Genomic DNA, 23,200 nt, shown 5'->3' with positions numbered 1-23,200 from the left:
AGGACCACGATACCTCCGTCACGGAAGTCCAGCGGGCGCGCAGATGCCGCATTGTGTGATGCAGGTCTCCGCTTGACGCTTCGGGACTTCCGGAGCAACACTCGGAGTCATCCGATCGGACCAACGTCTGGACTCCTGTGGCACCGTCGCACCCCCTCCTGCTGCACCTGCGCTCCGCGGGCGTGAGCCTCGTGCTCGACGTCGAGGGCGAGCGTCTGCCCCGCGTCCTGCACTGGGGCGCCGACCTCGGCGACCTCCCCGACGACGAGCTCGCCGACCTGCGCGCCGCGAGCGTCCCCCCGCTCGCGCCCGGCTCGACCGACGCCCCGGTGCCCGTCTCGCTGCTCCCCGAGCAGTCGCTCGGCTGGCTCGGGACGCCCGGGATCACGGGGCACCGCGACGGCGCCGACTTCTCCGTCGCGTTCGCCTCCGCCCGGACCGAGCACGCGCGGCGCCCCGAGGCCGGCGTCGAGCACCGCGTGCGGGTCACGGCACGCGACGACGTCGCCGGGCTCGGCCTCGCGCTCGAGCTCGAGCTCCTCGGCAGCGGGCTCCTGCGGACACGGAGCAGCCTCACCAGCACGGGCGACGGGACCTACACCGTGGGTTCGCTCGACGTGATGCTCCCCGTGCCGTCCGAGGCCGACGAGGTGCTCGACTTCACCGGGCGCCACCTGCGCGAGCGCTCGCCGCAGCGCGCACCGTTCGACGTCGGCACCCGGCTGCGCGAGAGCCGACGCGGCCGGGCGCACGACGCCACCGTGCTGCTGCTCGCCGGTCGGACGGGCTTCGGCTACCGGTCGGGCGAGGTGTGGGGCGTGCACGTCGCGTGGTCCGGCAACACCCGCACGCTCGCCGAGCGGACGTCGTCGGGCGTCCGGCTGCTCGGGGCCGGCGAGCTGCTGCTCATGGGGGAGGTGCGGCTCGCAACGGGGGAGACGTACGCGAGCCCGTGGGTGTACGGCTCGTACGGCGTCGGGCTCGACGAGCTCGCGGGACGGTTCCACACGCACCTGCGCTCACGTCCACAGCACCCGCGCACGCCGCGCCCCGTGCTGCTCAACGTCTGGGAGGCCGTCTACTTCGACCACGACCTCGACCGGCTCCGCACGCTCGCCGACCGGGCGGCCGCACTCGGTGTCGAGCGCTACGTGCTCGACGACGGCTGGTTCCGTGGCCGGCGCGACGACACCGCGGGGCTCGGCGACTGGTACGTCGACGAGGACGTCTGGCCCGACGGCCTCGGGCCTCTCGTCGACCACGTGCGCGGTCTCGGGATGCAGTTCGGGCTGTGGTTCGAGCCCGAGATGGTCAACCCCGACTCCGACCTCGCCCGGGCGCACCCCGAGTGGCTGCTGCAGACCGGCGGGCGGCTCGGCCCGTCCGCGCGCCACCAGCAGGTCCTCAACCTCGCGCACCCCGACGCGTACGCGCACGTGCTCGAGCGGATCGACGCGATCCTCACCGAGCACCCGGTCGACTACGTCAAGTGGGACCACAACCGCGACCTGATCGACGCCGGCCTGTGGCCGACCGGGCGCGCCGGCGTGCACGAGCAGACGCTCGCGACCTACCGGCTGCTCGACGAGCTGCGCGCCCGTCACCCCGGGCTGGAGATCGAGTCCTGCGCGGGCGGGGGCGGGCGCACCGACCTCGGGATCATGGAGCGCGCCGAGCGCGTGTGGGCGTCGGACACGATCGACGCGCTCGAGCGGCAGGGCATCGAGGCCGGGATGGGTCTGCTGCTGCCGCCCGAGATGATCGGCTCGCACGTCGGCGCCCCGACGGCGCACACGACCGGGCGCACGCACGTGCTCGGGTTCCGCGCGGGGACCGCGTTCTTCTCCCACCTGGGCATCGAGTGGGACCTGACCCGGGCGGACGACGCGGACGTCGCCGCGCTGGCCACCTGGGTGCGCGTGCACCAGGAGCACCGCGCGCTGCTGCACAGCGGCACCGTCGTGCACGCGGACACGCCGGACCCCTCGCTGTGGGTGCACGGTGTCGTCGCGCAGGACGGCAAGGAGGCGGTCTTCGCCGTCGTGACGCTCGGCACCTCGGCCACGAGCCCTCCGGGGCGCGTCCGGCTCCCCGGTCTCGACCCCGCCGCGACGTACGACGTGCGGCCGCTGCCGCCTGGCGACGCCGCCGCGCACGGGGACGCGATCTACCCCGTCCCCTGGTGGACGGACGGCACGCGGCTCAGCGGCCGCACCCTCGCGGCGGTCGGGATCCAGGTCCCGTCGCTCTTCCCCGAGCGCCTCGTGCTGCTGCACGTGCGCCGGGCACCCAGCGGCCCGACCGCCGACTGAGCCCGTCGACCCCCCGGAAGGGGCACCCGTCATGGCACCACCCCGCACCGTCGCGAGGCTCCTCGTCGTCGGGCTCGCCGCCTCCGCGCTCACCGCGTGCGCCGGCGGGTCCGGCGAGCGCACGGAGCTCACGTTCTTCCAGTTCAAGCCCGAGGCCGTCGCGTACTTCGAGCAGCGCGCCGCGGAGTTCGAGGCGCAGAACCCGGACATCGACGTCGTCGTCGACAACGTCCCCGACCCCGAGACCGCGCTGCGCACCCGCCTGGTCAAGAACGACGTGCCGGACGTGCTCACGCTCAACGGCAACGGCACGTTCGGAGAGCTCGCCTCGGCGGGCATCTTCGAGAACTACGCGGGCGACCCGCTCCTCGAGGACCTCAACGAGGGCTACGTCGAGATCCTGCAGGACCTCGGCGCGAGCGGGGAGGGCGCCGTCAACGGCATCCCGTTCGCCGCGAATGCGAGCGGCGTGCTGTACAACGTCGAGCTCTTCGAGCAGCAGGGCGTCGAGGTCCCGCAGACCTGGGACGAGCTGATCGCCGCGGCGCAGACGTTCCAGGCCGCGGGCGTCACGCCGTTCTACGCGATGCTCGCCGACGCGTGGACCGCGCAGGCGCCGCTCGCGCCGCTCACCGCGCAGACCGCGCCCGAGGGCTTCTTCGAGGCCCGGTTCGCGGGTGACGCCACGTTCGCCGAGGGCTGGCGCGAGGCCGCGGAGAAGGAGCTCGAGCTGTTCGAGTACACCCAGCCGAACCCCGCGGCCTTCGGGTACCAGGAGGGCACCGTGGCGTTCGCGGCGGGGGAGTCCGCGATGCTCCTGCTGGGAAGCTACGCCGTCCCGCAGATCCGCAGCTTCGAGCCGGACTTCACCGTCGGCAGCTTCCCGCTCCCGGCGACGGACGACCCGGCCGACACCCGGCTCGTCTCGGGGGTCGACGTGCTCGTGACCGCGGGCGCCGGCGGCGCGCACCCCGAGGAGTCGCGCCGCTTCATCGAGTTCCTGATGGAGCCCGGCGCGGTGCAGGACTACGCCGAGCAGCAGGTCGCGATCCCCGCGCTCGAGGGCGCGAGCAACCCGGACCCGGCGCTCGCCGGGATCCAGCCCTACATCGACGAGGAGCGTCTCGTGGGATTCGACGACCACCAGTTCATCCCCGCGATCCCGCTCGGGCCGCTGCTGCAGCAGCTCCTGATCGACAAGGACGCCGACGCGTTCCTCGACGGGCTCGACGGCGCGTGGGACCGCGTCGCGCAGCGCCGCACCTGGGGCCTCGGGGCGGTGAGCTCCTGATGGCCACGTCGACCCAGGCCCCCGCCCGGCGGACCGGTGCGCCGGCCCACCGGCCCGACCGGAACCGCATACCGCGCACGTTCTACTGGATGGTCCTGCCGGCGGTCGTGCTGTTCCTCGTGTTCCACACCGTCCCCGTGCTCCAGGGCGTGTTCTACAGCTTCACCGACTCCCCGGGCTACGGGGACTGGAGCTTCGTGGGGCTCGAGAACTACGTCGCGCTGTTCGCCGACCCGCAGGTGCGTGCGGCGTACGGCTTCACCTTCCGGTTCGCGCTCCTGGCGACGATCCTGGTCAACGCGATCGCCCTGGCGGTCGCGATCGGGCTGAACGGGAAGATCAAGTGGAAGAACACGCTGCGGGGCGCGTACTTCGTGCCCAACGTGCTCTCGATCCTCGTCATCGGGTACGTGTTCCAGTACCTCTTCTCGGGCTCGCTGCCCGCGATCGCCACGGCGCTCGGGATCGACCGGCTGTCGACGTCGATCCTCGCCGACCCGCAGCTCGCCTGGGTCGGCATCCTGGTCCTCGCCGTCTGGCAGGCCACCGCGTTCAACATCATCATCTACCTCGCCGGTCTCCAGACCGTGCCGGGGGAGCTCTACGAGGCCGCGTCGCTCGACGGCGCGAGCTCCTGGCGGCAGTTCCGCAGCATCACGTTCCCGATGATCGCCGGCTTCTTCACGATCAACATGGTGCTCGCGCTGAAGAGCTTCCTGCAGGTGTTCGACCACATCATCGCCCTGACGAACGGCGGGCCCGGGACCTCGACCCAGTCCGTGGGCGTGCTCATCTACCGCGGCGGGTTCCAGGGCGGCGAGTACGGCTACCAGCTCGCCAACGCGGTCCTGTTCATGATCGTGATCGTCGCGTTCGCGGTCGTCCAGCTCCGGGTCCTGCAGCGCAGAGAGGTGTCCGTGTGATGACCACGCCGACGAGTGGACCGAACACCATCGCCGCACCCCCGCGGCCCGCGCGCGGCGCCGACCCGGACGGCCCGGACCTGCCCGGCCGGCCCGGGGGCAGGACGCGACGCCCCCGGAAGTCACGGGAGGAGTACCGCGTCAACTGGTGGCTCACCGCGCTGCTGGTCGTGCTGAGCCTGACGATCCTCGTCCCGCTCTACTTCACGGTCGTCACGGCGCTCAAGACCCAGGACCAGCTGGGCGGCACGGGGTTCGCGTTCCCGACCGAGTTCGCGTGGGGCAACTTCGCGGAGGCCTGGCAGCTCACCGAGTTCCCCCGCACCGCCCTGAACAGCGCGGTGATCACGGTCGGTGCGGTCGTCCTGACGCTCCTGACGAACTCGATGGTCGCCTACGCGATCGCCCGGAACATGCACCGGCGGCTGTTCAAGGGCCTGTTCTTCTACTTCATCTCGGCGCTGTTCGTGCCGTTCCCGATCCTCATGCTGCCCGTCGCCAAGCAGACGGCGCTGCTGGGGCTCGACAACCAGGTCGGCCTGATCCTGCTGTACGTGGTGTACGGCCTGTCGTTCAACATCTTCATCTTCGTCGCGTACATCAACTCGATCCCGCGGGAGCTCGAGGAAGCCGCCATCGTCGACGGCGCGAGCACGTGGACGCTGTTCTGGAAGATCATCTTCCCGCTGCTGTCCCCGATGAACGCGACGGTCGGGATCCTCACGTGCCTGTGGGCGTGGAACGACTTCCTGCTCCCGCTGGTCATCGTCTCGGACCCCCGGGGCGCGACGCTGCCGCTCGTGCAGTACGTGTTCCAGAGCCAGTTCACGACGAACTACACGGTGGCCTTCGCGTCCTACCTCATGGCGATGGCACCGCTGCTCGTCGTCTACGTGATCGCCCAGCGGTGGGTCATCTCGGGCGTCACACGCGGCGCGATCAAGTGACGGCGCGCTGACCGGACGCCACGACGCCCTCGCCGCCGCGTGCGACGAGGGCGTCGCGGCGCACTCGAGGGCGTCGGGGCGCGGCGGGCGCCGGGGTGAGGCGCGGACCGGGTCGGGGCTCTGTCCGACGTGCCGGCGGCGGTCGCCTGGCTCGTCGCGGCGTTCGGGTTCGCCGAGCGGCCCCGGATCGGGGACGGGGTGCTCGTCGCCCCCGAGATCCGACCTCGGCGGTCCACGTCCGAGCGGGCCGGCCGGCCCCGACGCGGTCGACCGTCCGGGCCTCCCGGCGTCGAGCGGCGGGACGGCGACCCCCGGACTCGTCAGCCGAGCGGCCGGGAGCCGAGGACGGAGAGCAGCTGCAGCTTGTCGTAGCTCTCGGTGCCGGGCGCCGCGGTGTACACGAGGAGCAGGTGCGACTGCTGCGGGTCCAGCAGCGTCTGGCAGTGCAGCTCGAGCGCACCGACCTCGGGGTGCACGAGCCGCTTGACGTCGTGGGGCACGAGGCCGACCTCGTGGGTGTCCCACAGGCGCCGCAGCTCCTCGCTCTCCGCGAGCGCGAGGTCCGCCAGGAGAGCTGCCCGCGAGCCGGGGCCCCGCAGCGTCACGAGCGTGCGCAGGTGCGACGCGTACAGCCGGGACAGGAACGGGTGGTCCTCGGCGGCGTAGAGCTCGCGGGCAGCCGGGTCCGTGAACCACCGGTACCCGAGGCTGCGTGCCGGGCCCGTGTACGCGGTCGTGTCGCCGGTCAGGGCCGTGCCCAGCGGCGTCTGCCGCAGGGTCTCGCCGAGCTCGGTCACGATCTCGGCCGGTGTGTCGGGCAGGCGGTCGAGGATGCGGAGCAGGCCGGGGCTGACGTGCTCGCTCTGCGCCCCGCGCGGCGGCGGCTGGTGCCCGGCGAGGCGGAACAGGTGGTCGCGCTCGTCGAGGCTGAGGTGCAGGCCCTGGGCGATCGAGGCGATCATCTGCTCGGACGGCTGGGGACCGCGCTCCCGCTCGAGCCGCGCGTAGTAGTCGGTCGACATGTGGCACAGCGCGGCGACCTCCTCGCGCCGCAGCCCCGCCGTCCGTCGCCGCTGCCCCCGCGGCAGGCCCACGTCGTGCGGTTGCAGCGCCTGCCGGCGGCGGCGCAGGAACCCCGCCAGCCCTGTCCTGTCGATCACGGGTCCACCCTTCGTCGGATCGGTGCGTCCCGTTCCTACCCCGCGCGCCCGCCTCGCTGCCACGGCCCGGCGATCCCCCCCTCAGCACGCTGCGCCCTGCACACCCCGCGCAGGCACGGATCGGCAGGCCCTGGCTCCGAGCTGCGGCCGCCGTGAGGCTGGCTGCACACCCCGACCGAGGAGAGTCCCGTGACCTACCTGCCGACCACCGCCCAGCCCGGGCTCGCGCACGCCGATCCCGGCGGCGCGCGCTCGAGTCCCAGCGCGACCGCCCGGAGCGTGCTCGGGCTGCCCGAGCCCGTGGTGCAGTCCGCGGCCCGTGCCGCCACCCGACGGACCCTCGAGCGCGTCGGCGGGCCGCTCGGCCTCGCCACGGCGGCGGCACCGACGATCGCCTTCGTGGCTGCGGACGCTGTCGCGGGGCTCGGGCCGGCGTTCGTGGCGCTCGGCGTCACCGCCGTGACAGCCTGCGCCGTACGGCTGGCCCGCCGCGAGTCGCCCGGGTCGGCGCTCGCCGGTCTGCTCGTCGCGGCGGTGTGCGCGACGGTCGCGGCCGTCGCCGGCGAGGCGCGCGCGTTCTTCCTGCCCACGATGGTGCTCCCGGCGGTCTTCGTCGTCGCGTACGTCATCTCGTTCGTCGCCGGCCGGCCGCTCGCCGGGGTCATGGTGAACCGTCTCTCGGGCGGCCCGCGCGACTGGCGCCGGCACCCGGCGCTCCGGCGTGCCTACGTCGTCAGCTCGCTCGTCGGCCTCGCCATGGCGGCGGCGAACCTCGTCCTGCGGGTCGTCTTCTACGTCGCCGACGAGCCCGCGGTGCTCGCCGCGATCCAGGTCGGGGCCACCACGCTGTTCGCCCTCCACTTCGCGGTGACGCTCGTCGTCGCCCGCCGGCTGGCCGCGCGCCCGCGCACCGCACCTGCCCTCTCGACACCCACCACCCGCTGACGACCCCCGAGCACAGGAGCCGAACCATGCCGCGTCCCCCTCACCTGACCCTGCCCGACCTGTCCGGCCGCCGCGCGCTCGTCACCGGCGGCAGCGACGGGATCGGCCTCGGCATCGCGCGCCGTCTCGCCGCCGCTGGCGCCGAGGTGGTCCTCCCGGTCCGCAGCAGCGCCAAGGGCGCGGCCGCGGTGGACCGGATCCGCCGCGAGCACCCGGCTGCCCGCGTGTCGTTGCGGGACCTCGACCTCGCGTCCCTCGGGTCCGTCGCCGCTCTCGGGCGGCGCCTGGGCGACGAGGGCCTGCCGATCCACCTGCTCGTGAACAACGCCGGGGTCATGACCCCGCCCGAACGGCAGACCACGCACGACGGGTTCGAGCTCCAGCTCGGCACGAACCACCTCGCCCACGTCGCGCTCGTCGCCCACCTCCTGCCGCTGCTGACCGCCGGGCGAGCGCGCGTCGTCTCGCAGCTCAGCGTCGCCGCGCGGAGCGGGGAGGTGCACTGGGCCGACGTCAACTGGGAGAGCTCCTACGACGGTCGGCGGGCGTACAGCCAGTCCAAGATCGCCTTCGGGCTCTTCGCGCTCGAGCTCGAGCGCCGGAGCAGCGCCGGCGGGTGGGGGATCACCAGCACCCTGTCGCACCCCGGGGTGGCACCGACCAGCCTGCTCACCGCGCGCCCGGAGATCGGCCGGGACCGGGACACCCCGCAGATCGCGCTGATCCGCAGGCTGTCCAGGGCCGGGATCCTCGTGGGGACCGTCGACAGCGCGCCGTTGCCCGCGCTGCTCGCCGCGACGTCCCCGCAGGCCGTCGGCGGGCGGCTCTACGGACCGGCGGGACCGGGGCACCTGGGCGGCGGCCCGGCGGAGCACGCCCTGTTCCGCCCGCTTCGCGACCCCGCGGAGGCGGAGCGGGTCTGGAGGGTCTCGGAGGAGCTGGCGGGCGTGTCGTTCGCGGGGGTGGCGGCGGTGTGAGCGGCGGGCCGGGGGCCTGCGCCCCGGCCCGCCGGCGTCACCGCAACGGCGACGTCACCGCAACGCCGGCGTCACCGCAACGCCGGCGTCACCGCAACGTCGACGTCACAGCGGCGCGGCCGGCGTCACCGCAGCCAGCGGCGCAGGCGCTTGCGGCTCGCCTTGCGCCAGACCGACGGCAGCCGGTCCTCCGCCTCGCGTGCGCGGACCTGCTCGAGCGCGTGCAGCCGCCCGTAGTCGAAGGCCGTCATCGGGTCCGTCGCGCTCGCGGCGAGGTCGCGCAGGCGCTCCCGGAGCACGACCGAGTCCTGGTGCCGGCCGAGCACCTCCTGCGTGCTCTCCATGGCCGCGGCGAACGCGCGCGCCTCGTCCCCGAACACGGCGGTGGCGAGCTCCGCCGCGTAGCGGGCGCGCTTGGCGGCCTTCCGGGCGTCGTGCAGGGCGTCCTCACGCTCGGCCTCGTCGCTCACGGTGGTCGCCCGCCGCACGAGGCGGCGCACGTCGGCGTACTCCCGTGCGACCCCGCGCCGCAGGACCTTCCGGGCGGGCCGACGCCCGCGCTCCGGCACGGCAGGGTCCGTCACGAGGCGCTCGAGCGAGTGCAGCAGGCGGCCGTACCGCTCGCCGTCGAGCTCGACCAGCAGGGCCGCGCGTGCCGCCGCGTGAGCGTCGTCCCACGGGCGCAGGTCGGGGTCGCGGTCCGGGCCGGCGTCGGCTCCCTGCAGGTGCTCGGACGGCCCCTGCAGGGAGTCCACGACGCGCTCGCGCATCACCTCGGCGTCGCGCACCGCTCCGAGCACCCCCGCGAACCACTTCAGCTCCGGGAGGAGCGGCCGCAAGGCGTCCCGGTCGAACGCCTTGCGGTAGGTGACCAGGGCGCTGCGCAGGCGGCGGGTCGCGACGCGCATCTTGTGCACGCTGCCCGGTGCGTCGAGCCGGACCAGCAGGTCCTGGGTGCGGAGCTGCTCGACCTGGTCGCGCACGTACGCGAGCGGCACCTGGCTCGTCGCGGCCCGCGCCGCCTTCGCCGACCTCGCGGGCTTCGCGGGCCGGCGGGAGCGCCCGCCGTCGTCACCGGCCTGGCTGCCCGGGTCGAGCCCGAGCACGTGCGCCACCTTGGACGTGTGCGGGGCCGGGCGGAGCCCGCGGGAGACCAGCTCCGCCGCGGCGACGTCCACCAGCGCGGTCCCGTCGTCCAGGGCCTCGACCTCGAGCTCGCGCCACGTGATCTCCGGACCCGTGGCGGCGCCCGTGCCGCCCAGCGGGAGCACGCGCCGGGCGCTGACGCGGTCGTCGGCCAGCTCGAGCACCGGGCGGTCAGTCGCGTCGAACAGCCGGCGCACCGTCCGCCGCGTCGTGACCTTCGCGACGGGCACGAGGGGCCGGTCCAGCGTCTGGGCCCGGACCATGCGGCGCAACGGCTCCGGCAGCGCGGAGCCGGCGCGACCGGGAGGCAGACGGACCTCGGACCGCGCCGCACCCGCGTCGGGGACCTTGAGGTGCCAGCCCGAGTCGCTGCCCCCGGCGCGCCGGCGCAGCGTGAGGCCGTGGCGCGCGAGCGCGAGGTCGTCGGTGTCGTAGTACGTCGCGCGCAGCACCTGGGTCGCGGGCTCGCCTTCGACCCACGGGGTGGCGGCGTCGGAGGACCGCACCAGCTCCAGCAGGCTCGGCACGTCGAACGCGTCGTCGGCGACGAGCGTCGCCTCGATCTCACGGTGGACCTCGGTCATCCGTCCAGTCTTACCGCGGCGTCGCGCTCCCGTCGCCTCGACGGGCCTGCTCCGGGACCTCGGCGTCGTCATCGGGTCTCGCCGACGAGTGAACTGGCGTCCGGGTTCGGCCAGCTCCGGACCCGCGCGCGGCAGCTGGGGCGGAGCGAGGACCGTCTGCCCAGCCGCTGAGGCCGTCGCCGCGGTACTGGTGCGGAGTGCCGGACGTTCGAGTGCACCTGTCGCCGTGAGAGCGGGCCGTCCGGTGTGGTGCGATGGCCCGATCGGCCACCTGTCAGCGCGTGCGGCGCGTCATCAAGCGGCCGACGAGCGTCTCCGCCCACGGCCGGAACCGCGTGTTCTGGAACGCAGCGACCTGCCACCGGCCGGTGGTGAAGGTGAGCAACGTCGTGCTCGTCGACAGCCGCTTCCGGGACGGTGCCGTGCGACCGCGCTGCCACGACATGACGACCCCCCCGCGTTGGACGACGACCGCCGCCTCGGGGGTGACGAACCGGACGTCGCGGTGCTGCGTCACCAGGCGCGAGTCGCGCAGGATGCCGGTGAAGAGCGCGCGGTGCCCGTCCGCCACGCCCTCGGCGCCGCGCATCACCGTGCCGTCGAAGGCGACGTAGCTGCACGCCTCCGTGTGCAGCGCTCCGAACCCGTCGGCATCGCCGGAGGCCCACGCCCGCTCCAGCTCCTCCATGACTGCCAGCACGCCCTCGTCGTCCGACCGGGGCGAGGCGGCTCCTACGTTCGCGCTCATCGGGACCTCCCTGGTTCACTTAGATCCGGTGTAGCAAATGCTACGACGAAGTTAAGTAATAGGAGCGCGCCGTGTCAACCAGCCCCCACGAGACGTCCGGCGGCAGCGACCTGGGGCGCGAGCTCAGCGCCGCCGTCGTCCTGTTCCATCAGGCGGTCGCCGCGCAGGTCGGCCTCTCGGCGGGGGACCTGAAGATGCTCGACCTCATCGCTCGCGACGGCCCGTTCAGCGCGAGCGAGCTGGCCGAGCGCACGGGGCTGACGCAGGCCGCGATCACGAGCCTCGTGGCCCGGCTCAGCCGGGGGCACCATGTCGTTCGCGAGACGGATCCGGTCGACCGGCGGCGCGCCGTCATCCGCGCCGCCCCGGACCTCGATCCCGCTCTGGCGGACGCGTACGGGCACCTCGGCGCGGCGATGGGGCGCCTGTTCGCCGACTACACGAGCTCCGAGCAGGCCGCGATCGTCGACTACCTCACGCGCACGGTGAGGGTGCTGCAGGAGGAGACGGTCCGGCTGTGCGGCGGCGCGTAGCCGGATGTCCGCGAGATCGGCTCGGGACCCCTCGGGCACGCACGGACGCGGGTGACAGGTCGGCTCGCCGGTGCGGCCCGGGTCGGTCCGGTGGTCTCCATGGTCACAGGGTCTGCCCTGCGCAGACGCAGTGCCCCGAGTGGGATTCGAACCCCGACAAAGCGGCATATCGGACACGTCCTCGACCTCGTCACCGGCCTGACCTGCGGTGACGTGAGGATCGGTGTCTGTGTCCCCGCGGGGGACGGGTGTCCGGATGCCGTGAGCGCGGAGCCCGGGAGGCCAGCAGAGCCCGCCTGTCGGCGGCGGTGTGCGCCGAGCGACCGGACGCTCGCTCCGAGAACGGCTGCGTCCTCACGGGCTACGTTGCGTCCCGGCCGCGGCTGATCCTCGACAACCTCGACGGTAGCGCTGGTGATGAGTGCCGCGACCTGGGCTGGGGAGAAGCGGATGCGGCCCTTGCCGAGTCGCAGGTGGGCGACGCGCTCGCGGCGGGCCTGCTCGCGGACCCACCAGGCTGACGTGCCGAGCATGGTTGCGACCTCCTCAGGGCTGTAGGTCGCCGGACGATTGGCCGCGCTCGGAAGCGCGGCCGGCTTGGGCTGCCGTGGTCGATAGTCGACATGTCCGCAGCGGCTTTCGTCAGGAAGCGGGAACCGGCCCGCATCCCGCTCGTGGCGGGCGTCAACCCTCGGGTATGGACCTCACTCGCAGGTAGGCGCGGCGAGAGTCAACTTCGAGCGGCTTCTCAGACGGCGCTGCAGGCGCGCAGCGCTCCGTCACGGGAGATCGCCGCCGACCCGTCTCTGGCGCTGGACGGTGACCATCGCGCCGCGGCGACCGGGCGTCAGTAGGAGAACGTCGAGAGCCGTTTGCGCAGGTCCGTGGACAAGCGCGCCAGCTCGGACACGGACGACCCCATCTCGGCGAGCACGACCGACGAGTCGGCGGAGGCGCGCGCCAGTGCCGTCACCCGGGCCGCGATCTCCCCGGATCCGCTCGCCGCATCGACGACGGAACGGGCCATCTCGTTGGTGGTTGCGGTCTGCTCCTCGACTGCCGAGGCGATGGTCAGCTGGTAGTCGTTGATGTCGGTGATGACGTCCGCGATGGAGGTGATCGCGGCGACGGCAGACTCCGTCCGGCGCTGGCTGGCCGCGATGCGTGCCCCGATGTCCTCGGCGGCCTGTGCCGACTCGCGCGCGAGCTCCTTGACCTCGCCGGCGACGACGGCGAAGCCCTTGCCGGCCTCGCCGGCGCGCGCGGCCTCGATCGTCGCGTTGAGCGCCAACAGGTTGGTCTGCTCCGCGATGCTCGTGATGAGCTTGACGACCTGGCCGATCTCAGCCGAGCTACGCCCGAGCTCCGTCACGATGGCGGCGGCCGAGCGCGACTGCTCGACGGCCTCGCCCGCGATCTTCGCGGCGTTGTTCGCGTTGTGTGCGATCTCGCGGATCGAGGCGCCCATCTCGTCCGCGCCGGCTGCGACACCCTGCACGTTGCGCGACACCAGCTCGGCGGCAGCAGCGACAGCCTCCGCTTCTCCGGAGGCCTCGCGGGACGCTGCAGCAGCACCGCTCGCCGACGTCGACAGCGCGACTGCGGCACCGTCCACCGTCGTCGCAGCGTCCGCGACTGCGACGAGCGTTGCCCGCAGAGAGGTCTGCGCCCGACCGAGCGCCGCGGCCATCTGGCCGATCTCGTCGTGCGAGCGCACGTCTGGGGTCGTCATGAGGTCACCGACGGCGAGCGCGTCGAGCGCAGAGCCGACGGCCCGGACGGGCCGGACGATCGAGCGCGTCAGCACGAGCGAGAGCGCCACGACAGCGACGAGCAGCGCCCCGGCGCCCGACCCGATCGCGAGCGACGAGCGCTGGCCTGTCGTCTCACGCGCCTCACTCAGCTCGACGATGCGTTCACGCACCGACGCGTCGACCTCGTCCGCGACCCCGAGGATCTCCTCGTACGCAGCGCCGGCGTCACCGGTGTTGATCGACTCGATAGCCGCACGGTGGCTTGCCGCCGTGTCGTCGCGAATCCACTCCACGACGGCGTCGTCCCAGGTGTAGTAGTCGTCCCACGCGGCCCGCAGGCGCGCGAGCGCGTCGGCCTCATCGGCGTCCATCCCCGCTGTGTCGAGCTCATCGAGCCACGTGTAGACGGCGGCCTTGGTCGCCAGCATCCCGTCGCGGTTGACCGCTCCGGGCGCGAGCGCGGCATCGGGGCCGTAGACCATGGCGTCGGCGACGACGAGCGCCTGCCAGCCCGTGGCGTCGGCGATCTGGAACCGCACAGCCTCCGCCATCGCGAGATGCTTCTCCGCCGCCTTCAGCCGGTCGCTGTAGGAACGTTCGAGCTCGCCGAAACCCAGGCCGGTCGCGGCGGTCACAATGAAGAGCACGGTTACCACACCGAACGACGCTGCTAGGCGATGACCTACGGAGGCGCGGCGAAGCGAGAAGTGCACGATCACTCATTTCCAGGGACGCGGACTTGAAGACGCAGGCCATCCAGCGGAATCGACGACCTCAACGCCAGGGTGAGAGGGCCGACCGGGTGAACGCCGGGACCGACCTTCGTCGAGGCTGCGACCGTCCCTCACGAAAGAGGCCATCCGGCTGCAGTCGGTGGGTGGTCGGGGTCGGAACTCCGCACCGCACCCTCGACCGCTGGGACGTCGCCGGGGATACCGCTCCAGGAGTGTGGACGGCGCCGCCTGCGAGCCGCTCGGCCGCGTCCGGGGGCGAGCGACGGAGGCCCGACTTGGACCGAGACCGAGATCGGGTCGCTCGTGACCGGGGGCTGCGCAACCGCGAGATCGCCCCGCGGCCGTTCGTCAGCGAGTCGACGGTCGAGGCGCACCTCATCCGGGACCGCGCGGAGCTGTCGGTGCGTGTGTCCGGACCGGGGGAGCCGTCGGGAGTCTCGCCGCTGTAGCGGTTGCCCGTACGACGTCACGTTCGTACTGGTCCGGCTCGCCAGGACTTCGCGGCACTTCGCGGACGAAGGGTCAACGCCCGATCACGATGATCACGACCCGTGGACGTGCTACTACCCGCGCCGTACAGCGAGCGATACCGCGGCGGCCGGAGAGGCCTCCATCGGGGACCATCTTCGCGCTGGGTCGGGTCAGCTACCCGTTCTGCAGACCCTCGCGTTTGGCTTGGTACATGCGGGCGTCAGCGATGTCGAGGAGGGCTGCTGCGTCACGGCCGTCGCCGGGTGAAACGGCGAAGCCGATTCCGGCGCTGAGCTGGAGCGTGCTGCCGACGACCTCGACGGCGGGTGCCAGGGAGGTGTGGAGGTGCTCGACGACGTGCCGTACCGGCTCGTCGTCGCCCGCTCGCAGACCTGTCATGACGAGGAGGAACTCATCACCGCCGAGACGCCCGAGCAGGTCACCCGAGCGCACAACGGACCGCAGCCGGTGCGCCGCGATGATGAGCGCTTGGTCGCCTGCGGCGTGACCGAAGCCGTCGTTGATGTCCTTGAAGCGGTCGAGGTCGATGAAGACCACCGCGACGCCTGCTCCTGACCGGGCGCTGCGAGAAAGTTCCGCTTCCAGGGCTTCGAGTACGCGCGCTCTGCTGGACAATCCCGTCAAGGGGTCGTGATGAGCGAGGTACGTGGCGCGTTCATGACGGTCGATGCGGTCGCTGGCGTCGACCTGGTTGCCGATGAAGTGGGTCAGGGCGCCGGTGGCGTCGTGGACGGGGCTGATAGTGATCTCATTCCAGAACGTGGTGCCGTCGCGGCGGTAGTTCAGCAGCGTCGCCTGCACAGCGCTCCCGGCGAGCAGGCGGCGGGCGACGATCCGCGCCATGGCGTGATCGGTGGCTGGCCCCTGTAGCAGGCGGCAGTTCTTCCCCAGGACCTCGTGCTGGGTGTAGCCGGTCATCTGCTCGAACGCTGCATTGACGTAGACCAGCGGCATGTCGGCAGCCTGGGCGTCGGCGATGACGATCCCGTTGCTGGCGGTGGAGATCGCCCGCGTCAACAGAGCAGGCAGCTCGGCCGGGGGCACACCCAGCAACGATGCGGCCGGGTCCCGGCCCTTCGGGGCTGCACCGGGGGGTGAGGCCCCGTCTGCTCCCCGGCCCGCTGGCGAAGATGCGTGCGGCTCACGAGCAGGTCCAGGGCCCGGGCGCTGACCCGGCCGCGGGTCGGCAAGGGGGCGCGCCGACACCTTGGACATCAGCAAGCCGGCCGCCGCGATGACCTGGTCCCGGTCGTAGGTCAGCACATACTCCAGGCGGCGCTGCTCCGTGCCTGGGACCGCGGCGGCCGCTGAGCAGTCGAGCAGTCCGTCTGACCGGACGCCCTTCGGCACGCTGACCTCCCGGGCGGCGAGCGCGGCGGCGAAGTGCGGGGAAATCACCGTGACGACCCACTCCTGCGCCAGGGGATCGTCTTCGCGAAGAGCGGTGCCTCGCACGCCAGGTGCGGGTTCGTCCGGGACGCCTGGGGCCAGAACAGCGGTCAGGGCGGTGACCTGGGCCAACGACTGGTAGCGGCGGAGGGTGGCGGGGGTGAGGAAGCGGACGTGCTGGAACGAGGCCAGCACCACAGCCATGTCGTCCAACAGCATCGCCTGCCGTTCCACCTGCCGAGTCAGTGGCGCCAGCAGCGCAGGAGTGGTCAGCTGAGCAGGCACGGTGCTGCTGATCAGCTGGAAGGCAGTTGTCGCCGACGGCTGCCGCGGCCGTGCAGCGGGCAGCCGCAGAGCAGCGTCCCATTGCTGGGGGAGCGGACCTGGGTGGGCAAAGTGCCATCCCTGCCCAAGCCTGGCTCCCAGGCTCAGGGCGCGCTGCAGGTGCTCCGCGGTCTCGATGCCCTCCGCCAGCACGAGCGCGCCCGAGCGCTGCGCCTCGGCGTTGACGGCGTTGACGATGGTCGCCACCTCAAGCGTGGGTCGGGCGCGGACCAGAGCCAAGTCCAGCTTGATCACGTCAGGACGCAGGAACGGCACCAGTGCCAGCGCGTCCGGCTCGGCTCCCACGTCGTCGACGGCCACCCGCCAGCCCAGCTCGCGGACCCGCTCCACGCCAGCGAGGAGCGCCGCCGGCTGCCGCAGCAGGTCACGTTCCGTCACCTCGACCACCACGTGCACCGTCGGCGCCAACAAGGCCGCCATCTCCGCCAATGCCCTGCGCGACAGCGTTGCCAGGGTTGCCGGCTCCACGTTGACGAAGAGCGTCGCGTCGGCCCCCAGGTCGGACGCGGACCCGATCACGCACCGCATGCACGCCTCGTCCAGGCGCACCACTGCCGCAGGGCCCGACCGCCCTGCCTCGGCGAAGAGCTCGGCCGGGGAGACGGTCAGCCCGTGACGTGCCCCCCGGACAAGGCCTTCGACGGCCACCGGGCGCCCGCTACGCAGATCTACGATCGGTTGATAGACGGCGCGAAGCTGTGCTCCGCCCGCAGCCGCCCCGCTGTCGTGCTCATCGCAGGACGCCGCCCCCTCAGGCGCCTCCGACCGTGAACCGGTCACCGCACAACACTGCCTCGACTGCTGATGTATGAGCCCACGCCCCACCATAAGGACATCTGCGAAGCGGAACAGTGCAAGCGTTTACCAGGCCAGACAAGGCCAGCACGCCGCGACGTGGGCGGGGGAGCGGCTGCAAGTTCGCCGGACTGCAGGAACGCGAAGCGGTCGTGCAATGAGGGGAGCGCGGGCGTGCCTCGCGTTGCGTGATCGCTCGGCATGCCATGGCGTGCTGGTGGCACGGAGCGTGGCAGCTCTCGCGGATGCGAGGCGGCTGCCGATGTCGTGACCGGAGTCTGGTCTGGCCACCGACGAGGGGGCACGCTGAGAATGGGTAGGTCGACGTCCGCTGAGTCCGCCTCGGTTCGGCAGGGGATGCGGGCAAGGCCTCGCGAGCGGTCGTCGGCTTCGGCGCGCGGAACACGGTGGCCACCACCGTGCGCACGCGCACGGTCGCGAGCGTCGCGTTGGTTCACGCGCGACCTCCCCCGCCGCGTGAGCGAGGCTCTGCGCCGAGGCTTCCGCATCGAGCGCGACGTCCAGGAGTGTGAGCGCTTCCTGAATCGGGGTCATGGAGCGAGTCCCGGACGATGCCTGCGGTGCCGACCGCAGAGTCTTCCTCCAGTGCGCGGCGTCGTGGAGGCGCTAAACGCTCGCTCTCGTGCGCGCTTCCGCGTCTGTGTCAACTAGGACGTGTCTCTCAATCGTGCGGAGCGGGGAACACGGCCTGCCTGCCCGGAGGGTGCGAGCGGCGGTGGGCGGGCAGGTCACGCGGTCCCCGGGCCGCGCAGGAGCCGGAGCTCCTGCACGTAGGGCCCCGCCTTGCTGTGGCCGTCGGGCGTGAAGCCGTGCTTGCGGTAGAAGGCTTGGGCGCGAGGATTGGGGTCCGCAACCCAGACAGCGGCCGCTTCGTGTAGGTGCAGGACGGCGTTCAGCAGAGCCGGTCCTGCGCCTGAGCCGTGGTGGGCGGCATCGACGTAGAGCACGAACAGTTGAGAGGTCCAGGTGGCATCCGGGTCCTGGCTGGGGCCGGACATCGCGATGCCGATCACGGCGCCGTTGCGCTCGGCCACTGCGACCCGGTTGCTGCTGTAGCGCTCATCGGTGAGGGCGCCGGTCCAGAAGCGTTTGCGGGTGTGGAGGAGTTCCGGGTCGTCCAGGACGGAGTCCGACATGAGGCCCCGGTAGGTCTGCCGCCAGGAGTCGACGTGCACGCGAGCCATCTGATGGGCATCGCCGACCACGGCGCTTCGGACCGCGAGAACAGGAGTCATCCGGTGATCGTAGATGCGCGAAAACGGGCCTCTACGGCATGTCTCGAGGGGGTGTGCGGAGCCAGGCGAGGATTGCGGCGAGCACGGCACCGCCGCGGTAGGTCAAGGCGAGTTTGTCGTAGCGGGTGGGCAGTCCCCGCCAGTGCTTGAGGGCGTTGAAGGACCGTTCGACGACGTTGCGGCCACGGTAGGCGTCGATGTCGTCAGTGACAGGTCGCCCGCCGCGGGAGCCGCGCCGTTTGCGATGTCCTTGCTGGTCGCGTGGCTCGGGGATGACCGCACGGATCCCGCGGCGGCGCAGCTGGGCGCGGATGGCCCGCGAGGAGTACGCCTTGTCCGCCAGCACCGAGTCCGGCCGAGTGCGAGGACGCCCAGGGCCCAAGCGTGGGACGTGGATCGCATCGAGCACGGGCAGGCACATCGGTGCATCTCCGCCTTGCCCCGGTCCGACCAGGACGGCCAGCGGCCGGCCTCGCCCGTCGACGGCGTGATGGATCTTCGTGGACAGTCCGCCTCGGGACCGGCCGATCGCGTCGTCAGCCGGCTCGGATATCTGACTTTTGTGATTCGCGTCGGCTCCCCGTGTCGTGCGGCAGCGTCGCGGCGTGCTGATGTGTCCGGTTGATCGTCGAGTCGATCGACACCGCCCAGTCGATGGCCCCGGCCGCGTCAGGCCGCGTCAGCCTGCGCAAGCAGCCGGGTCAAGACGTGGTCCCAAGTCCCGTCCCGGGCGAACCGGGCGTGACGCTTCCAGACCGTCTGCCACGGACCGAACTCCGTCGGCAGGTCCCGCCAGGCGACGCCCGTCCGGTACCGGTAGACGATGCCCTCCACCACCTGCCGATGATCGCGGAACCGGCGACCAGGCTTCCCCGCGTCCGAGGGCAGCAGCGGAGCGATTCGCTCCCATTGAGCATCGGTCGATACCGCACGACAAGACACCCGCACAGCATCCCCGGCAACTACAGAGGAGGTTGGGAGACGCGCCCTAGATCGGTCTCAGCGTCACTCATCGCGTCAAGATATGACATAAGGGTGGGTCGAGATCGCCATGACGGGCATGCCTCAGATGCCCTCGCCGGCGTGCGGCTTCGACGATCCTGCCTCGGGCTTCGGAGGCGCATTCTTGCGCTCCGGCGTGTGACCGTCGTGGCCCTGACCGAGGCCATTTCTGCGGACCGCGTCGGCCGCTACCCCGATCGCCAGGCCGAGGTCCGCCAGGGCGCAGCGACCTACGAGGAGGTCCGGACCGGCTCTTCCCCGAGCCGCGCAAGGTCGGCGAGGCGGTCGGCAACGTCCCTCACAAGGGACTCCACCTCACCGAGCCGTTAGCTGCCCAGGGGCGGTGTTCGTGTCGCTCGAACACCCGATGCGCCCAAGAGCCCGAAGCCGGTCGCACGGCCTGGTGGGCCAGAGAGTGGCGGCGTTCAGCGAGTTCGTTGCACACGGCGCTGATGCGCTCGGAGTCTGCGCTTACGCTCGGGGCGTCGGACGCGTTGCGACTGGGGGGTCGACGTGCTGGGTGCTGCTAAGGGGACGGGCGGGGCGCGCCCGGGTGAACCGGAGCGACGCGTGCCTGTTGTTGATTCGCCGGGCGCGTGGACGGTCAGGGCTGAGGCCTATGGTGCATTGCTGGAGCGGAGCTCGGCCGGGGTGCTGTTCACCGACCCGTCGGGTGCGATTCTGTCGGCGAACCCGGCGGCGTGCCGGATGCTCGGACGTGACGAGGCGGAGCTGCGCCGTGTTGGCCGGGTCGGCTTGATTGACACGGGCGATGATCGGTGGATCGACGCGATCGCGGTGCGCAACGCCGAGGGCTTCTTCCACGGCGAGCTGCGCGCGAGGCGCGCAGATGGTTCGACGTTCCCGGTGGAGCTCTCCTCCGCGATCGTCGGTACCGGTAGAGCGATCGTCCTCGTCCGAGACGTTTCGCACTACGTGGATGCCGTGGAGCGAGCTGGTGAGGCCCAGCGCGCGGCTGAGACCGTGATGGACATCCTGGAGTCGATCAGCGATGCCTATGTCGCGGTCGACCGGCACTGGGCGCTGACCTATCTCAATCGCCGCGCGGAGCACCTGCTGCGACTCGACGGGTCGCAGGTGATCGGGCGGGATCTGTGGGAGGTCTTCCCGTCGGTGCGCGAGACGATCTTCGAGGAGCGCTACCGGACGCTGATGCGTACCGGTGCGCCGGTGGAGTTCGAGGGGTACTACGAGGGAACCGGTCTGCGGTTCGAAGTGCGTGCGTTCCCGTTGTCGGGGCAGGGCATGGGGGTGTACTTCCGCGACATCAGCGATCGCCACGCCGCCCAAGCGGAGCGCGAGCGGCTGCTGGTGAGCGAACGAGCAGCGCGCGCCACGGCTGAGGCGGCGCAGCGGGAGCTGACCGTCCAAGCCACCCATGACGAGGTCACCGGGTTGCTGAACCGGTGGGGTCTGCTCCGGGAGGTCGCCGACATCCAGACCCGACGGCCAGGCTCGCCACTGGCGCTGCTGTTCATCGACCTGGACCAGTTCAAGCTCGTCAACGACACCCTCGGGCACGTCGTCGGCGACGAGGTCCTCGCCGCCGTGGGACGGCGCCTGAACGATCTTCTGCCCGAGGGGGGACTCCTCGCGCGTTTCGGAGGCGATGAGTTCGTTGTCGTCGTTCCCGACTGCTCGGCCGAGTGCGGGGAAGGCCTCGCACGTCGGGTCGTGACCACGGGGACCGATCACATCACCACCAGATCGACCCAGCTGTCGATCACGGCGAGCGTCGGGATCGCACGGGCGGCGCACGGGGGCGACATCGACACGCTGCTGCGCAACGCTGACGCCGCCCTGCACCGGGCCAAGGACGCCGGTCGCGACGGGTACGCCTGGTTCGACCAGGCGCTCCACAACAGGACCGCGCGACGACTGGACATCCAGCACCACCTGCGCCGAGCCCTCGAGAACCAGGACGAGCTGGGACTGCACTTCCAACCGGCGTTCGACCTGCGGACGTGGCACGTCGCTCACGTCGAGGCGCTCGCTCGCTGGCGTCACCCCGCATGGGGTGGCGTGCCACCACTGGACTTCATTCCCGTCGCCGAGGAGTCCGGGCTCATCCTGTCCGTCGGGGAGCACATCATCGCCGCGGCGACTCGCCAGGCCGCCCGATGGGCGCACGTTCCCGGAGTGCGGGTCTGGGTGAACGTCTCCCCGCGCCAGCTCGCCCTGCCCGGACTCGCCCGTCTCCTCGAGCACCACCTGTCTGCGGCAGGCGTCCCGGCGGAAAGGTTCGGCATCGAGGTGACCGAGTCCACCGCGGACGACGGGCGCCTCGTGGCGAACCTGAGAGCAGTCCGTGACCTGGGCGTCGCGGTCGCGATCGACGACTTCGGCACCGGGTTCAGCTCGCTCTCGCGGCTCGCCCGCACACCGGTCGACGTGGTGAAGATCGACCGTTCCTTCGTCGCTGCGTCCGGCACACGCACCGGGGACACCCTGCTCGCCGGGATCGTCAGCCTCGCCCACGCCCTCGGCGCCCAGGTCATCGCCGAAGGTATCGAGACCCCGGCACAGCTCGACGCCGTCACTACGGCCGGCGCGAACGCCGCCACCGGTTTCCTGCTCGCCCGACCCCGCTCAGCCAGCACGATGGCGTGGCGCAGCGAGCACACCCAGCCCTGACCTGGCTCAGGCCCGGGTCCGGCGCTGCCACACCTCCGGGTGGTCAGGAGGTGTCGACGGCGCGTCGGGGGAGCGCGGTCGGGAGGTCGGGGGTGGTGTCGAACACCTCGAGGTGCCCGGGGCCTTGTGCCTTGGCCCGGTACATCGCCACGTCGGCCTCGCGGAGCACCTTGCCGAGCTCGTGCCCGCGGGCACGGGCGAACGCGACGCCGATGCTGGCGCTGCAGCGCAGCTGCACACCATCGGCGGTGATCGGCCCGATCAGGGCGTCGCGCAGGTGCCGGGCGGTGGCGAGGGCATCAGCGGGGTCGGCGATGTCGTCGAGGACGACGACGAACTCGTCGCCGCCGAGCCGGGCGACGGTGTCTCCGGCCCGCACCGTGGCGCGCAGCCGGTCCGCGACGGCTGCCAGGAGCGCGTCACCGGTCGCGTGGCCGTGGGTGTCGTTGACGTCCTTGAAGTGGTCGAGGTCGACCAGGAGCACCGCGACGTCACGGCCGGTGCGATGGGCGTGGGCAACGGCGTGCTCGAGCCGGTCGGTGTACAGGGTGCGGTTGGCCAGCCCGGTGAGGGGGTCGTGCAGCGCGGCGTGCTCGAGCTGGGCGGCGAGCTCGCGTGCGCCGCGGGCGCTGGCGGCGAAGGAGGAGGTCAGCACCCGCACGGTGATCCCGGTGACCAGGACGACGGCGGTGAACAGTACGGCGAGCCCGATCGTGATCAGGTTGCCGTGGGCCGCCTGCCAGAGCAGCACCCCGTCGCAGCCGACGAGGATGAGACTGGTCAGCACCTGGACCTGTCGCCGGGGCAGCACGGCGAAGACGAACGGGACCCGGCTCATCAGAGCGAGCGGGATGCCAGCGTTCGCCACGCCCTGGATGAGCGCGAAGCTGACGACGAACATCAGCACATCGACACCGATGATCACTGCGTACGTGCGGGGGTGACGTTCACGTCCCCGGGTCGCCAGCAACCACCCGGCAGCAGCGCACCGCGACAGGAGCGAGACGGCCTCGACGGCATGGAACGCGCCCGGTGCCGGCATCGCCATGACCAGGACCTGGATGAAGGCGGTCAGCAGCAGCAGCACGACCAGCAGCAGGTCCGCCTGCTCGCCGCGCACCGCCACGTCCGGGCTCATGTGCACCCCCTCGCGCCAGCATCCAGATCGAACCTCGCCCCCGCAAGCCGGGTGTGACGAGCGTCGGCGGCACC

Annotated in this window: 15 protein-coding genes and 1 pseudogene; 8 read left to right on the top strand and 8 right to left on the bottom strand. The window is 72.0% G+C overall.

Annotated elements, in window-relative coordinates; all coding sequences use genetic code 11:
* The first annotated feature begins 137 nt into the window (after positions 1 to 137).
* Genes NXY84_RS12875 through NXY84_RS12860 form a run of 4 tightly spaced genes read left to right on the top strand, consistent with a single transcriptional unit; the run spans position 138 to position 5,473 of the window.
* A complete protein-coding gene (locus NXY84_RS12875) occupies positions 138 to 2,312 on the top strand; it encodes an alpha-galactosidase (protein WP_258723482.1) in 2,175 nt (724 codons plus the stop codon).
* A 31-nt stretch (positions 2,313 to 2,343) separates the two neighbouring features.
* Positions 2,344 to 3,603 carry an ABC transporter substrate-binding protein gene (locus NXY84_RS12870; RefSeq protein ID WP_258723481.1) on the top strand — a complete coding sequence of 420 codons (1,260 nt, stop codon included), beginning with the start codon at positions 2,344 to 2,346 and terminating at the stop codon, positions 3,601 to 3,603.
* On the top strand, positions 3,603 to 4,526 hold the full coding sequence (locus NXY84_RS12865) for a carbohydrate ABC transporter permease (protein ID WP_258723480.1): 924 nt from the start codon (positions 3,603 to 3,605) through the stop codon (positions 4,524 to 4,526). Before NXY84_RS12870 ends, NXY84_RS12865 begins: the two co-directional genes overlap by 1 nt.
* Positions 4,526 to 5,473: a carbohydrate ABC transporter permease gene (locus NXY84_RS12860; protein ID WP_258723479.1), complete on the top strand. Its 948-nt coding sequence runs from the start codon at positions 4,526 to 4,528 to the stop codon at positions 5,471 to 5,473. The genes NXY84_RS12865 and NXY84_RS12860 overlap by 1 nt, the downstream gene beginning before the upstream one ends.
* 320 nt (positions 5,474 to 5,793) lie before the next feature.
* On the opposite strand, the gene NXY84_RS12855 is transcribed toward NXY84_RS12860, so the two are convergent.
* Positions 5,794 to 6,633, bottom strand: coding sequence for a helix-turn-helix transcriptional regulator (locus NXY84_RS12855; protein WP_258723478.1), 840 nt, complete (start codon positions 6,631 to 6,633; stop codon positions 5,794 to 5,796).
* A 189-nt stretch (positions 6,634 to 6,822) separates the two neighbouring features.
* Between NXY84_RS12855 and NXY84_RS12850 the strand changes: the two genes are divergently transcribed.
* The gene (locus NXY84_RS12850) at positions 6,823 to 7,578 is read left to right on the top strand and encodes a DUF3159 domain-containing protein (protein WP_258723477.1); all 756 of its coding nucleotides are present in this window, start codon (positions 6,823 to 6,825) and stop codon (positions 7,576 to 7,578) included.
* A gap of 26 nt (positions 7,579 to 7,604) precedes the next feature.
* The gene (locus NXY84_RS12845) at positions 7,605 to 8,555 is read left to right on the top strand and encodes an SDR family oxidoreductase (protein WP_258723476.1); all 951 of its coding nucleotides are present in this window, start codon (positions 7,605 to 7,607) and stop codon (positions 8,553 to 8,555) included.
* 125 nt (positions 8,556 to 8,680) lie between these two features.
* Here NXY84_RS12845 and NXY84_RS12840 read toward each other — a convergent pair whose 3' ends face one another.
* Both NXY84_RS12840 and NXY84_RS12835 read right to left on the bottom strand, forming a co-directional pair.
* Positions 8,681 to 10,285 (bottom strand): CYTH and CHAD domain-containing protein, encoded by a 1,605-nt coding sequence (locus NXY84_RS12840; protein ID WP_258723475.1) that lies wholly within the window; start codon positions 10,283 to 10,285, stop codon positions 8,681 to 8,683.
* Between the two features lie 274 nt (positions 10,286 to 10,559).
* On the bottom strand, positions 10,560 to 11,033 hold the full coding sequence (locus NXY84_RS12835; protein ID WP_258723474.1) for an SgcJ/EcaC family oxidoreductase: 474 nt from the start codon (positions 11,031 to 11,033) through the stop codon (positions 10,560 to 10,562).
* 71 nt (positions 11,034 to 11,104) lie between these two features.
* Here NXY84_RS12835 and NXY84_RS12830 point away from each other — a divergent pair, with 71 nt between their 5' ends.
* Positions 11,105 to 11,566 carry a MarR family winged helix-turn-helix transcriptional regulator gene (locus tag NXY84_RS12830; RefSeq protein ID WP_258723473.1) on the top strand — a complete coding sequence of 154 codons (462 nt, stop codon included), beginning with the start codon at positions 11,105 to 11,107 and terminating at the stop codon, positions 11,564 to 11,566.
* 847 nt (positions 11,567 to 12,413) lie between these two features.
* On the opposite strand, the gene NXY84_RS12825 is transcribed toward NXY84_RS12830, so the two are convergent.
* The 4 genes and pseudogenes from NXY84_RS12825 to NXY84_RS12810 form a co-directional block, all read right to left on the bottom strand.
* Positions 12,414 to 14,039, bottom strand: a complete 1,626-nt coding sequence (locus NXY84_RS12825; protein WP_258723472.1) for a methyl-accepting chemotaxis protein — start codon at positions 14,037 to 14,039, stop codon at positions 12,414 to 12,416.
* Positions 14,040 to 14,699: 660 nt separating this feature from the next.
* Positions 14,700 to 17,108 carry a diguanylate cyclase domain-containing protein gene (locus NXY84_RS12820; protein ID WP_258723471.1) on the bottom strand — a complete coding sequence of 803 codons (2,409 nt, stop codon included), beginning with the start codon at positions 17,106 to 17,108 and terminating at the stop codon, positions 14,700 to 14,702.
* Positions 17,109 to 17,824: 716 nt separating this feature from the next.
* On the bottom strand, positions 17,825 to 18,331 hold the full coding sequence (locus NXY84_RS12815; RefSeq protein ID WP_258723470.1) for a GNAT family N-acetyltransferase: 507 nt from the start codon (positions 18,329 to 18,331) through the stop codon (positions 17,825 to 17,827).
* Positions 18,332 to 18,362: 31 nt separating this feature from the next.
* A pseudogene (locus NXY84_RS12810) lies at positions 18,363 to 19,273 on the bottom strand (IS5 family transposase).
* Between the two features lie 573 nt (positions 19,274 to 19,846).
* On the opposite strand from NXY84_RS12810, the gene NXY84_RS12805 reads away from it, so the two are divergent.
* On the top strand, positions 19,847 to 21,988 hold the full coding sequence (locus tag NXY84_RS12805; RefSeq protein ID WP_309484994.1) for a putative bifunctional diguanylate cyclase/phosphodiesterase: 2,142 nt from the start codon (positions 19,847 to 19,849) through the stop codon (positions 21,986 to 21,988).
* Between the two features lie 43 nt (positions 21,989 to 22,031).
* Here the strand turns inward: NXY84_RS12805 and NXY84_RS12800 are convergent, their stop codons facing one another.
* Entirely contained in the window at positions 22,032 to 23,126 is a 1,095-nt protein-coding gene (locus NXY84_RS12800) for a GGDEF domain-containing protein (protein ID WP_258723468.1), read from the bottom strand.
* Positions 23,127 to 23,200: the final 74 nt, after the last annotated feature.

The organism is Cellulomonas sp. NS3 (genome assembly GCF_024757985.1).
Classification (GTDB): Bacteria; Actinomycetota; Actinomycetes; order Actinomycetales; family Cellulomonadaceae; genus Cellulomonas_A.
Note: the sequence above shows the minus strand (reverse complement) of the source record. Positions and strands in the feature narration are given on the sequence as shown.

Coding starts and splice junctions, on each gene's coding strand:
- NXY84_RS12870 (WP_258723481.1), top strand. CDS start 2,344: ATGGCACCACCCCGCACCGTCGCGAGGCTCCTCGTCGTCGGGCTCGCC.
- NXY84_RS12865 (WP_258723480.1), top strand. CDS start 3,603: ATGGCCACGTCGACCCAGGCCCCCGCCCGGCGGACCGGTGCGCCGGCC.
- NXY84_RS12860 (WP_258723479.1), top strand. CDS start 4,526: ATGACCACGCCGACGAGTGGACCGAACACCATCGCCGCACCCCCGCGG.
- NXY84_RS12845 (WP_258723476.1), top strand. CDS start 7,605: ATGCCGCGTCCCCCTCACCTGACCCTGCCCGACCTGTCCGGCCGCCGC.
- NXY84_RS12840 (WP_258723475.1), bottom strand. CDS start 10,285: ATGACCGAGGTCCACCGTGAGATCGAGGCGACGCTCGTCGCCGACGAC.
- NXY84_RS12835 (WP_258723474.1), bottom strand. CDS start 11,033: ATGAGCGCGAACGTAGGAGCCGCCTCGCCCCGGTCGGACGACGAGGGC.
- NXY84_RS12820 (WP_258723471.1), bottom strand. CDS start 17,108: ATGGTGGGGCGTGGGCTCATACATCAGCAGTCGAGGCAGTGTTGTGCG.
- NXY84_RS12815 (WP_258723470.1), bottom strand. CDS start 18,331: ATGACTCCTGTTCTCGCGGTCCGAAGCGCCGTGGTCGGCGATGCCCAT.
- NXY84_RS12800 (WP_258723468.1), bottom strand. CDS start 23,126: ATGAGCCCGGACGTGGCGGTGCGCGGCGAGCAGGCGGACCTGCTGCTG.